A 13,856-nucleotide genomic window follows, 5' to 3' on the forward strand; every position below is an offset into this window, starting at 1 on the left:
CCTTATTCCTGATTATTTTCTTTACTTTTTGCAATTTCTAACATCAGCTGCTCTTTTTTCTCTGCATCATTTAATATGGAAAGCAGTTTTTTTCTAAATTCAGGCACATTACCCATAGGCCCTTTAAGTGCAGTAAGTGCCTCTCTTAATGCCATAAGTTTTTTTAATTCAGGCACCTGCTTTACAATGCTGTCTGGTGAGAAATCGCCCATATTTTTAATATTTAAGTTAATGTTCATTTCATCAGCATCAGGGCTTATTGTATTTTTTACGACAAAATTAGCAGTAATTCCCATCTGCTCCATAACTTTATTAAAGTTTACTTTGTTAATAGATACTGGTTCTCTTTCTTCAAGTGGTATTTTATTAGTATCACCTGTAAAGTTAGACATTACCATTAATTTTAACGGCAGCTCTACATCAGCATTAACACCATTCGTTTTTGCTTTATAGGAAATATTAATACGCTCTTTTGGCGCATTTGAACCGTCTGACATGTTTTTGCCTCCTAAAATATATTTGTTTTTGTTAAGTAAACACATACTATACTAAAAAAATAAATTTATCAATTAAAAAATAATTTATTTTAAAATGATATTTTGTTGTTGAAATTTTTTATAAAATATATTAATAAAGAAATTCACAAATAATATTATAAATATTAAGGGTGGAAAATGTTTGCTGAAACAGTGAAAGATATACAAAATGATGAGCAGTACATTGCTCTTTATGATGAAATAAGCAAATATAAAACTTTATCACATGGAGAAATACAGTGGGAAAGGGTGTTTAATGAAAGCCTTTCTCTGCTGAAAATCTCATTAGATACAAGAGTTTTACGCGGGTTTATTTTAAGTATAATCTCTCTAAATGATAGTAAACATTTTAAACTATTTCAAGAATTACTACTACATTACACTAAATATTGGAAAGAAGCAATAAAAAGTTTTGAAAAAACAAATATCCGAATAGTTAAGATACAAAACAAATTTTTACAAGATGCACTTATTGAGTTAGTAGAAAACAATAATCAGCAGAAAATAAATATAGATGAAGAATATATTAAAAGCATTAATAATTCTATAGATTTATTAAATAATGAGTTTAATTTTAATATACCGCAGATGATTATTTTTGAAAAACAAAAAGAAGTGCAGAAAATAAAAGAAAATATTTCTACTTATTCTCATACCACTTCAAAATCTATTGACAGTATGGATATGCGTGAATACAGAGAGTATTTTTTTAATATTGCAAAAGTTGTGCTTGCTGTAGATATTTTAAACCCTGCAGGATATAATTTTTTCTTTGAAGGCTGCTGGGGTAAAATTACAAAAGAACCATCTCATAAAAATAATATTACAGAAATCAGGTTTCCTCAGGAAAATACATGCGGTATTGTGAAAAATACTGCTGATTTTGATTATCAGAATATTATATCAGTGTTTTCAAATATTATGCTTAACCCTTTCTGGTTTGAAGGATATAAATATTTTATAGAGTTGGCAGAAAAACACAAGGCTTATCATGTAGCTAAACAGATAAGGCTTTTAGTTTTATATTCACTTAATAAATTCCCTGCTTTAAGGGAGCTTATGTTTTCAAACAGTGTACCTTTTTGCAGTGAAGAACTTTACAAATATTTTCTTGGGGAAAATCAGTCTGCACAGGTAAAGAAAGAGCAGGAAACTGCAAAAAAGAAAAAATCACATAATAAATCATTGCAGAATATTTTAGAAGATATTAACAGCAGTGTAGAAAACAGCACAAAATCATATATCACTTCATTATTAAAAATCGCAGATACTCTTTATGATAACAGTTTGGAAAACAATGCTGCCATAATATACAGGCAGATTGCTGCATTAATGGAAAATACATATTTAAAAGATTATTTAACGGAAGAATATGAGCATATACAAAACCGTGTCATATTTAATCAGGAGGTTTAATAAAAGATGATTAATTTTTTAAAGAAAATTGGTAAATTTCTTATTTCAAAGCCATTTTTAATAGGTTTGGCAGTATTTATTCTTATACTATTATGTGTGCTATTCTGGGTATATTCTCCATTAATAGCATTTAATGATATACATATTTTTGGCAATGCCTATCTTCGCGGATTTATTATATTTGCAGTATGGTTTGCATTATTTTTAATATTTGCTCTTAAAAAGCTGAAAGATTTATTTGTATTTTTTACAAACGAAAATAAGCAGAAATTAAAAATAATAAAAAGTGAAGCAAAAGACCATGCGAAAAAAACTAAGCGAAACTTTTTAATCTCATTAAAAGAGGCTAAACAGACTTGGAAAAATACTTTAAAGATACATAATATGCCTATTGTGCTTGTGGTTGGAAATGAGGGTGCTGGTAAAAGCTCATTTATTAATTATGCAGATATTGAATACCCCGTTACAGAAACACTTGGCAGTTATAAAAAACACCATATGTCTACAAGAAACTTTAGTTTATATATTTCAAAAAACGGGGCACTTGTAGATACAGAAGGCAATTTTTTCTCTCAGGAATCGCTTTTTAAGCCGCAGAATACTGATGAAATGCCAGAAGATGATGTTGAAAAAAACAAGGTGTATTTAACTAAGCGTATTATATGGCGTTCTTTTTTAAAATTATTAAATAAGTTCCGTTTTTATAAGCGTTTAAATGGTGTTATTTTAGTTATAGATTTGCCAGCTTTATTGCAGAAAACACCGCAGGAAATTGCAACAGGTACAGCACATATGGTGCAGAGAATAAGCGAGCTGGAAACATATCTTAATCTGCAGCTTCCAGTATATATAGTATTAAATAAAATAGACTTGCTTGAAGGTATGGACTCATTTTTAAAGCTGTATAATGAAAAAGTATCATCAAAAGTATTAGGCATAACATTTCCTAAAAAAGTAAAAATAACAGAAGAATATATAGATAATGAATTTGGCAAAATTATTACATCACTTAAATTTTCCTTGATGAATAAAAACCACCATACTCAGACGGTGCAGGATAAGAAGAAAGCATATTTTTATGTTGCTCAGCTTGAAAATTTAGCAAAAATAGTCAGCCAGATTTTAAATAAACTTTCTTATGAAAACAGTTTAAAAAATAAATCATTTCTTCGTGGTGTTTATTTTACATGTTCATATCAGGAAAATATCCCTGCAAATATTTTATTTGAAGGTCTTTCTCTGCATTACAAGCTGAATAAGCCTATGCTTGCAAGCAGAAGTAAAAGTGTGCATAAGAGTTTTTTTGTTTCATCTTTATTAAAAGATATTATTTTCAGAGATAAAGGTATATCAAACCCTATCTTTGGCAGCCACTGGAAAAAGATATCTTTTATTGCTGCAGCATTAATTGTTTTTTCTATAACTTATGCTGTATCTAATAACTATATCAATGCCCGTAAAAGTGAAGTGGAAAGGGCTGATAACAGTTTATCTGAATTAAAAGTAGTAATAGATGATATGCAGAAAAATTATACATCATCAGATGTATATGGTAAGTCAGAATATATAAACAGACTTAGGAATATTTTAGCAGAATATCCGCAGCTTTTTGGCATAGATTCTGTTTTAGATGCACCCCTTTTACATTTATCTTATAGAAGTTTTTATCCTGCAAAAGAGTATTACATAAACAATATGGAAGATTTGCTTGCTGTAAGCCTTGTAAAAGAAATGGAAGAAAACTTACTGCAGGAAAATGATACTAATAAGCTGGTAAGAGCATTATATATGTATAAAGCATTATTTGAAAGGAAATATCTTGATAAGTCATTATTAAAGCTGTGGCTTAAAGATAACTGGCATTTATATGAAAAATACCAGATATCAGAAAAAACTTTTGATACATATATTGATGATTTGCCATATAAGTCTACTTTCCCTAATATTGCAGTAAATGATATTGTATTATCAAAAACTGTAGAAAAGCTGGCAAATGCAACCAGGTCAGAAAGGCTGTATGCATTATTATCTTTTAGAGCAAACAGCATAGACGGTGAAGGGTTTTACAGTATAAAAGAAGATGTTGGTGCCGGATTTGATGAAGTATTTGATACAAGCAGTAATTTTTATCTTATACCAAATACATTTACACTGCGTGGTGTTGAAAAACTTTTCTCAAATATTACTACATATATTGAAGATTTAAATAAAATAGATATGTGGGCATTGAATATTAAAACAGAAGATATTGAAGAACAGGATAATACAGTATTATCTGTGGGTATAATCAATCTTTATTTACAGGAATATCAGCAGAAATGGCAGCAGGTATTAGAAAATATTAAGCCTAAGCGTTTTACTGGTAACGATAACGGGTTAAGTATCCTTGCAATATTATCAAAGCCATCTAACCCAGTGCGTAATCTTATAGATGTGGTCAGCACAAATACAGATTTAATCAACAGCTCTCTTTTAAAACATGCATCTAATCTTGGACTGCCTACATCTAAAATACGAAGCAACTTTAATATATTAAGTGATGCTTTCACACCTTATCATAAAATAGCAAAACAGGATTCATTATTTAGTCAGGGGGTAGATGCTGTCAGCACAAAAGCAGGGCTTGAAAATGGAGCAAAGAATATGAAAATTATGGATAAAATGAGTACAGACACTCAAAATATCTATAAAAAGATAGTGGACTATGTTTCAGGCAATGCACCAGCAAAGGATAAAATTACTTATGCTTTAAAACCTGTTGAAATAGCAGACGACCCATTTTTTATAATGAATAAAGATGCAGGTGAGCTGCCTACAGAAATAGGCAATTATTATAAAATAATAGCAGGTGATGCATGGAGTTTAATAGAATATCATGCAGGCATAGAGTTAAATAAGGCATGGCAGAGTGAAATATATGCTCAGTTTATGAATCAGGTGGCATCTTATTATCCTGTAAATATAACTGGCAAAGAATCTATTAAGTTTGATTCTTTTAGAAGTTTCTTTGGCAAACAGGGTGTATGGAATAAATTTTTCACCCAGTATCTTGATTTAGTGCTTGTTAAAAGGTGGGATGTTTATGATATTAACCCAACTTATGCTTCCAAAATAAACTTTTCCAGTGATTTCTTAACTACTGTTTATAAGCTGGCAACTATCAGTAATGGAGTGCTTGATGCAAATGATAATTTAGATGTGAATTTTACCATAAAGATAGTGGCATTATCTGGAGATTACGGCAATGTAGAATTAAGCTATGATGATAAATCAGCAGTATATGACCAGACATTTCCTGTAAGTCTTAATATTATAGGCGGCAATTTTAAAGAAAGTACAAGATTAAAGTTAGTAATAAAAGATTATAACGGCAATGTAAAAGTAACAAAAGAATATAATGGTGAGTGGGCATGGCTTAGCTTTATGCAAAGCGGAGAACATATAGGCAATGGTGTATACCGTATGGTATTTAATGGCAATGATAAGCTGTATTTTGACTGGTCTGTTGACGGCGGCAATGTTTCATTATCAAGAGTATTAAGCTCACTGCCAAACCTGACTATTCCGCAGAATATTTTAAAGTAAGGGGACATATAATGGGAGAAACATTTTCTTTAAAAATTATTGATGATATGAAACTGAAATCTGGTGCTAAATCTATGAAATTTAAGGAAACTGGCGGCTATATTGGCAGTGATTCTTCATGTCAGTGGGTAGTGCAGGATGTATTTAATAATATAGCCCCAAAACATATACATATAAAATATGCAGAAAATAGTTTTGGTATAGCTCCTGCAGCAAATAATGAGCTTTATTTAAATAATGATTTCAGCCCTATTCGTAAAGGCTACTACATATCTTTAGTGGTTGGAGATAAGTTCCGTATTGGAGATATTGAGTTTTTAGTGGTTAATGAAGATGAAATAGATGATACTGCAGAAGATGAGGCAGTAGTAGAAGATATAGAAATATATAATAAACTTGATAATATTGAAATAAAGCCTGCAGGTCAGATGGAAGGCATCAAAATGGATGATGATATTTCTGCAGAAAGCCTTGTAACAGACGGCGAAGATGTTTTAGGCATAGGGGAAGAATTTTTAGAGCCAGAGCCTGTAAGCAGTAATAACCCTGTGCGTCATATAATATTAACAGAAGATGTGTTTTTAAATTTTATTCAGGAAAAATGCAGTGATTTATTATTAAACCATTTAAAACATTCACAAGCATTAATGGATATTATGCAGGAAGAAAAAAGCCGCTTAACAGTAAAAGATTTGGAGCATATTTTTTCAAATTATTCATTAATAAATGATGTGCGTGTAATAAATCTTTTAACATTATCTATACTTTATAAAGAATTAAACAGTCCATTTTTTGATGAATTAGAGCAGGATAGTTTTGAAAAGATAATATCTATACTGGTTAAAAAATCATCATCTGAGCAGCATACAATAGAAAGGCTTTTAATAAGAGCAATCAAAAAATACATTAGGGGTGCAGTATAATGAAAAAGTTATTAATTTTTTTACTGCTTGCAGTTTACGGCTGTTCTACAACTGCTTCTGTAGCTGTAATAAATGATAAAAACTCAAATCCAAATATACATGGAGATAATGTGCCTGTTACCTTAAAGCTGTATAAATTAAACGGGGTAGAAAGGTTTAAGGAAGCATCAGTATTAGATTTAAACACAAGAGAAGATGCAGTTTTAGGTAAAGATAAGATAGATGTTGTGCGTATGCAGATAGCCCCAAATGATACAAAAATTATGGCAGAAATTAAGAAAAAGGAAATAGGTTATATAGGTATTTTAGTGCTTTTTGCCACAATGCAGAATAAGAAATATAAATCTGCTATAAAAAGTAAAGAAATATCAGGTGATAATGTAACATTTACTATAACTAATCAGGGTATATTTATAACAGGAAAAAAGAAAGGAAATATAAAAAAGGAGCTTATCAATGGCAAATAGTTTAAAAGTAGCATGGATAAATGGAATGAATATAGACAGAGTCCATTTTGAGCAGCAGGAAAGATATATAGAAAGAAATATAAACCAGAAAACAATAGATGTATTTGAAAATCATTATGGCATATTAGATATAGAGTTTTCTCATGAAATGTTATCTCAAGGCAAGATAGGCATTACAAGGGTATCCGGCATAAGCTCTGACGGCAGTATATTTAAAGCACCAGATGAAGATTTTCTGCCAGAACCTATGGAAATAAAGGCAGGAGCAAGTGCAGGCTCTGTAATAGTTTTAAAAATACCTATGAGTGTGGATACTGTAGCTGATTTATCGATACAAAATTCTCTGCCTGATACAAAATACATAGCAACACACAGTATGGTTTCATCTAAAACATTTGATGACAGCAACTCAAGCCAGATAGGCCATATGGAAGATAATAAATTATCATCATCTTATTCTCAGGAAAAGATAAATGTTATTATGGCATCTATCAGGCTGAGCATAGGTTTTGCAGGCTCTAAATCATCAAATGAAATAGAAATACCAGTATGCAGAATAAAAACTGTTGATTTAAACAGAAATATTACTTTAGATGATAAATTTATTCCAACATGCTTAGATATTGCCCGTATGCCATTAATTATTACATTTTTAGAAGAAATGATACATGCAACAGCTCAGCACAGGGACAGTTTAAGCCAGATATTTGCAGGTATAAATAAAGCATCTACAACTATAGATTTTGAAACATATATTGCTCTTAATATTTTAAAGAAATGGAATATTTTATTTTCCCATTTAAAAAATAGAAGCAAACTGCACCCAGAATATTTTTATGAAAAGCTGTTAGAGTTTCAGGCAGATTTATTAAGCCTTGATATTAACAGCCAAAGTTATGACTATATAAGATATGACCATTTAGATATTTCTGCATCTATTATACCAGTTATAAACAGTGTAAAACTTTTATTTTCTCATATTGTTGCACCAAAATACATACAGGCTGTTGTATCTGGAGATAATGGTTTTTATACATGTTCATTTGATAATTCATCAATACTGCAGGACAGCATAATATACATGGCAGTAAAAGGGGACTGTCCCCTTGAAACGATACAAACATCTTTTAAACTGCAAAGCAAGGTGGGGACAAATGCCCGCATTGGCAGTTTAGTATCATCACAGCTAAGCGGTTTAAATATAGAGCAGCTTGCGATAGTGCCGTCTATTCTGCCTCATTTAAATGATTATGTTTATTTTAAAATAGATAAAACTCATGAAATGTGGAAAGAGTTTAAGTATGAAAACAGTATTTCTGTATATATTACAAGCAGGATACCAAACCCTGATATAAAAATGTGGGCAGTAGGTGAATAATTATGAGTGATAATGAAAATAAAAAGGAAAAAACAGAAACTGCAGCAGGCAAAGAAAGTAAAAAGGAATCAGAAGAAAAAGCTGAAGATATAAAATATGACGGCAATTCTCATGTAAAGGCAGATGCAGTAATACAAACATTAAGTTTTACAGGCCTTGAGTTAAACCCTGTTGTAAATAATTCTATGAGCCTTATTTTACTTGCTAAAAGTATTTCAGAAAGCCAGCATTATGTAGAAACAGAAATAAGTGAGTTTAGAACTAATTTTATAAATGATATATTATCCATATCTGCAAAGCTGTCAACTCTTAATAAATATGATGAGCAGGATATTACACGGTTTAGATACTGTTTATGTGTGTTTATAGATGAAATGGTTATGAGAAACCCGTCATTTATGGATAGTTTTTATTCAAGCAGCAGTTTATCAATCCGTTTTTTTAAAGAGCCTTCTGGCGGTAACAAGTTTTTTGGTATAATGGATAAATGGCTTGAAAATCCAGCAAAACACAGAGATATGCTTGAGTTTATATATGTATGCTTAATATTAGGTTATCAGGGTAAGTTTTCAGTAGAGGAAGAATGTGAACAGAAGCTGTATTTATTAATGGAGAATATAGCTGCAGCAGTAGCACCAACATTACATTCTGATGAAACCACAGCTTTTGAGCTGGCATATACAGATAATACAAAAGAAACATTTTGGAGCAGGTATGGCTATATACTGAAAAAATTAACTTTTGTTATAGTCCCTGTAATAATTATTTTACTTTTTTATTTCAGCAATTATTTTATTTTATATAAAAATAATTTAGAAATATCAACTTATTTATCTAATAAGCTGGAAATACAGGATGAAAAGTAATTGTATATATTTATAAAAAGCCTTTTATATCATATAGTTATATGCTGTAAAAGGTTTTTTTTACAGGAATAATAACTGCTTAACTATATGTGTATTTTTATAATCTATTGTTGTAAATAATAAATTTTTAAATTATGAAATAAAGTTGTTGACAAAATATTCTTTATTGTGCTATGTTAAATCAACAAATTAATCTATATATAAAATGAAGTAAAACAAAGAATGGAAAGAGCTCACTTTCCTTTTTTTTCCTATCGTAAGTCCTCCGGCTGTTTTTCGTTCAGCAACACTTTAGGCAGTCGGAGGCAGGTTTTAATTTTATATATATCACATTAATTTTACACTATATTTTATGATGTTTCAATCTATTATATTATATTAAGAGATAAAAAAGTATAAAAATGTATGCTTGTAGAATGGGAAGTAATAACTTTCCTAATTTTCCCTATCGTAAGTCCCCCGACTGTTTTTATTCAGCAACACTTTAGGCAGTTGGGGGCAGTGTTTAACTTTAATATTCTATAAGTCATATAATTATTATTTAGCATTTTATTTTTTTAAATGCAGAATATTTTTAACAAAAGCAATAAAAGTATACTCATAGAATGGAGAGTGAGCGCTTTCCTATTTTTTTTCCTATCGTAAGTCCCCCGGCTGTTTTTCGTTCAGCAACACTTTAGACAGTCGGGGGCAGAGTTTATAAACCAAGTAAAAAAAGTATATTTGTCTATTGAACTTTTATACTTAATTTAATATATTATAAAGAGATAAAAAAGATATAAAAAGTATATTGTAGAGTGGAAGGTAAGAGCTTTCCTATTTTTTTCCTATCGTAAGTCCCCCGGCTGTTTTTTGTTCAGCAGCACTTTAGGCAGCTGGGGGCAGAGTTATTTAAGTAATGGTGATATGTATGGCAGCAGAAAGTTTAATAAGTGAGTTAATCTTTACAGGAATAGAGCCTGCTTTAAATTTTAGAGTTGTAGAAGCAAAGATAGTAGAGCGTCTTGATTATCCTTATGAAATAGACTGTATATGTTATTATGAAGGTGTAAAAAATCTGCCTTATGAATATGGCTTAGATACCTTAACAGACAACAATATTCGCCTTTACTTACAAGACCCGTCATATACTAATAACAAAGAGCGTGCAAATCAAAGCAGATTATTTAAAGGTGTAACAAGTCAGGTTATTTATTTAGGCAATAAAGAGCTGCAGACAAATATTTCATTAAATCATAAATATTATTACCGTTTTAAATTAAACTCTCAGTTAATCAGGTTAAGTTATAATAACTGTTTTAGAATATATAATAATAAAAGTGTTCTGGAAGTATTAAAGCATATCTTTGAAAGGTCAAAAGGCCCAGTAACGATGCCTGTAGATTTTTCACGAGTTCAAAACAGCTTTAAGCAGGAAGAATATATATGCCAGTATAATGAAAGTGATTTAGATTTTTTACTAAGGCTTTGCAGCAGATATGGAATATATATAGCAGAAAATAGTGAAAGTATAAACTTTTATGATTCTGTGTATCAGACAGATTTTACAGATAAAGATAACACATATAATACTGCAGAAGCAGTTAAGCATGTAATATATCCTTATAACCCAGCCAGTGATAATTATTTATCAAGCCACTGTATATCAAGTATAGAGCAGGGCTTAAGTGGTCGCAGTTTATGGACAATATTCAGCACATCTGATGCATCAGTTCCCGGCAGCCATAAAGTATCTAAAAGCCAAAATTACTGGGAAGAAAGGGCAGTAGATAATAGAGATAAAAATACAGTTTATGCAGAAAACATTAATTTTTATCATCCAAGTTATACTAATACTAATTATCAAAATGGTATGCAGTTTCAGTCCAGCTTAAATTCATTAGCCAATCATGTATCTGCAGTGCAGATTAAGGCAAAAAGTAATATACTGGAGCTTAATACTAATGATGTATTAACAATCACTAATTTAGAAGGTGGCGAAAATACTTATAAGGTAATTGGTATAGTTCATTATTATCATGATAAAAGCGAGCAGGGTGGCAGAATATTGGAACATGAGCCTGCCTTATATTCAATGTACAGTAATGAATTATATTTAATACCTAATACAATGCCTTATGCATCAAAAGTGATTAATAAGCCACGAGCTTACGGCATAACATCTGGTATAGTGATAGGCAAAAGTGATAATATAGAAAGTGAAAGGAACACTATATTAGTAGATGAATACGGCAGGGTAAGGGTTCAGTTTGCAAGTTATGCAGTTCAGGGCAAATATGATGAAGAAACTTTTGGAGATACATATAAACATACCCACAGCTGCTATTTAAGATATGCAAGCCCTGCAGCAAGCCATAATTCTGGTTTTATAGCTGTTCCAAGAGTTGGCGATGAAGTAGTAGTCAGTTTTATAGATGGTGACCCTGACAGACCTATAATCACAGGCAGTTTATATACTCCATATAATCCGTCATTAATACATAGTGAGATACTTGCATCTAAACATAAAACATCACTTTCTTCAAAAACAGTAGGCAAGGGGGAGCAGGGCAGAAATGAACTTACGATGAGCAACCTGCCAGGCAGTGAGCAGATATATTTAAAAGCCGAAAAAGACTATGAAGAACTAGTGCAGAATAATTATGACCAGACAATATTAAACAATAAAACAAGTAATGTATCAGGCACTCACACAGAAAGCATACTGCAGGCACACATTCAAAATATAGCTGGCTTAAAAGATGTGAATGTAGGCGGCGAATATTTAACAGTGGTAGCATTAAGCAAAGATACAGCAGTAGGTCTTTCTAACACATTAAATGTGGGTGCAGAAAATACACTGCGGGTAGCAGGGGACAGTAAAGAGTTTATAAGCGGCGATAAGATAGTGGAAATAGAGGGCGATATACATGAAAACTATCTAGGCGAGTGTGTAAAAACAGTATCAAGAAATGTAGAAGAAACAGTACAGGGCAGTATAGACCAAACATGTACAGGTGGCATTAATATATCAACAGAAAGCCATTATGATGTTACATGTGAACAGGATATGGACTTATACAGTAAACTGAATATAACAATTACATCAGATGAGCATACAAGTTTAGTATCAGATTCTATGAATATGGAGATAAATACATCAGGGGATATTGACGCACAGGAATTTAATATAAATGCTCAGTCAGCATTTACAATAAATATAGGCGATAATGCCAGTATCACATCAGACGGCAGCAGTATGACATTAAAAATAAGCGATGTAGAACTATTGCTGGACGGCGAAGGCCTTACATTAAACAAGGGCAAGTTTAATATTAAAAAATAGGTGTGGTATGGATAATCAAGAAAATGCTCAACCAAATATTCAAGAAAGTGATAATCAGTTATTAATAGATTTTATAAAAGATACATATTCTATAGAATCTAATAAACATTTTTTTGTTTTAATTCCATATTTAATTGATGGTATAACAGGTTATAAGGGAAGATTTAAACAAAGTTTATCTGCAAATAAAATAGTGTTATTATCAGCATCAGAACAAAATACTCAAACTTCAGATAAACAAACAAAGAATTCTAGTATTGAATATATAGATGAAGATAACATACTAAATATAGATAAATATAATGCTTTTAACAGGATGAATAAATCATTGTATCGTTTTAATATATCAGATACTGAAAAAATAGATACTTTTTTATCAGAGCTTGTATGTGAGTATAAAAAATCCTTTAGTAAATTAATAGCAAATCAAAAAGATTATACATATTTATATACTTTACTTAAAAACATTAAAGAAACTGACTATTCATTTTATATACCATTATTATCTTTATACTACTTTGAAAATAGAGTTTTAAACCAATTTCATGACGGTCGTAAGTTTTTAAATTTATATATACAAACATATAATTCATTAGATGTATTTAAATCTCGTAAATATGAAAATATTTATAATGATAACCATTTTTTTATGTGGTTTTATATAAGATATTATATTAATAGAACAATTCCAGACAGTCGTCTTAAGAACTCAAACGATAAATCAAATAATAATATATCTCACTATTATCCACGGATAAAAGAGGCTGCACTACTTGGAATATGTAATAAAAGTAACCTGCAGGAAAATAAAGATAAAGCTATGTTTAATGCATGTTTAGATATATTTCAGGTTTTAAATTTTTCATTTTCTGATTTATGTGTTGGAACTAATTTAAATTTAGGTAAGTATAAAAACGAAGAAGTAACATGTTATTCCATAATGTGCGATACTTACGGTCAGCAGGTTGATACTTTAGCTAAGACTATAACATTTTCTGAAAATATAAAAAGTAATTTATTAACTATTTCAGATATAGGCGGCACAAAGCAGGAAGAAGAAAATGATATATTAGATTGTAATAGTATTGATATCATATTAAAGCTTTTTAAAGATTATATTGTAAGCAAAATAAAACCAAAGTTAGATGAAGATTGGCAGGGTTATATAGATAAATTAGATATTACAAATATATTTGCAACAATTAACCCAAATTTTTATTCATTTAAAAAGGGAGTGAAAAAATACGATAATGCATATTATGAAAATAGGGTTGTATTATTATTTGTTAAATTAAATAACATTATCCAAATGCGTTTTGATGATATATTAGAAAGTGGAGCAAAAATAGTTTTTGTATTT

At 30.3% G+C, this 13,856-nt stretch carries 9 protein-coding genes; 8 read left to right on the top strand and 1 reads right to left on the bottom strand.

What is annotated here, in order from left to right:
- Positions 1–2: 2 nt before the first annotated feature.
- Positions 3–497 (bottom strand): type VI secretion system contractile sheath small subunit, encoded by a 495-nt coding sequence (tssB, locus tag Q1X91_RS04695; protein WP_300753847.1) that lies wholly within the window; start codon positions 495–497, stop codon positions 3–5.
- A gap of 177 nt (positions 498–674) precedes the next feature.
- Between tssB and Q1X91_RS04700 the strand changes: the two genes are divergently transcribed.
- The 8 genes from Q1X91_RS04700 to Q1X91_RS04735 all read left to right on the top strand — a co-directional run.
- Positions 675–1,952: a type VI secretion system domain-containing protein gene (locus Q1X91_RS04700; RefSeq protein ID WP_300753849.1), complete on the top strand. Its 1,278-nt coding sequence runs from the start codon at positions 675–677 to the stop codon at positions 1,950–1,952.
- A gap of 6 nt (positions 1,953–1,958) precedes the next feature.
- Positions 1,959–5,537, top strand: coding sequence for a type VI secretion system membrane subunit TssM (gene tssM / locus Q1X91_RS04705; RefSeq protein ID WP_300753851.1), 3,579 nt, complete (start codon positions 1,959–1,961; stop codon positions 5,535–5,537).
- A gap of 11 nt (positions 5,538–5,548) precedes the next feature.
- On the top strand, positions 5,549–6,460 hold the full coding sequence (locus Q1X91_RS04710; protein WP_300753853.1) for an FHA domain-containing protein: 912 nt from the start codon (positions 5,549–5,551) through the stop codon (positions 6,458–6,460).
- Positions 6,460–6,927 carry a type VI secretion system lipoprotein TssJ gene (gene tssJ / locus Q1X91_RS04715; protein ID WP_300753855.1) on the top strand — a complete coding sequence of 156 codons (468 nt, stop codon included), beginning with the start codon at positions 6,460–6,462 and terminating at the stop codon, positions 6,925–6,927. The genes Q1X91_RS04710 and tssJ overlap by 1 nt, the downstream gene beginning before the upstream one ends.
- Entirely contained in the window at positions 6,917–8,305 is a 1,389-nt protein-coding gene (gene tssK / locus Q1X91_RS04720; protein WP_300753857.1) for a type VI secretion system baseplate subunit TssK, read from the top strand. The genes tssJ and tssK overlap by 11 nt, the downstream gene beginning before the upstream one ends.
- Positions 8,306–8,307: 2 nt before the next feature.
- The gene (gene icmH / locus Q1X91_RS04725; RefSeq protein ID WP_300753859.1) at positions 8,308–9,171 is read left to right on the top strand and encodes a type IVB secretion system protein IcmH/DotU; all 864 of its coding nucleotides are present in this window, start codon (positions 8,308–8,310) and stop codon (positions 9,169–9,171) included.
- Between the two features lie 910 nt (positions 9,172–10,081).
- Positions 10,082–12,496 carry a type VI secretion system Vgr family protein gene (tssI, locus tag Q1X91_RS04730; protein ID WP_300753861.1) on the top strand — a complete coding sequence of 805 codons (2,415 nt, stop codon included), beginning with the start codon at positions 10,082–10,084 and terminating at the stop codon, positions 12,494–12,496.
- Positions 12,497–12,503: 7 nt separating this feature from the next.
- A partial coding sequence (locus Q1X91_RS04735) for a hypothetical protein (protein WP_300753863.1) occupies positions 12,504–13,856 on the top strand: 1,353 nt, incomplete at its 3' end.

It is taken from the genome of uncultured Brachyspira sp. (genome assembly GCF_949287625.1).
In the GTDB taxonomy this organism is placed as follows: Bacteria; Spirochaetota; Brachyspiria; order Brachyspirales; family Brachyspiraceae; genus Brachyspira.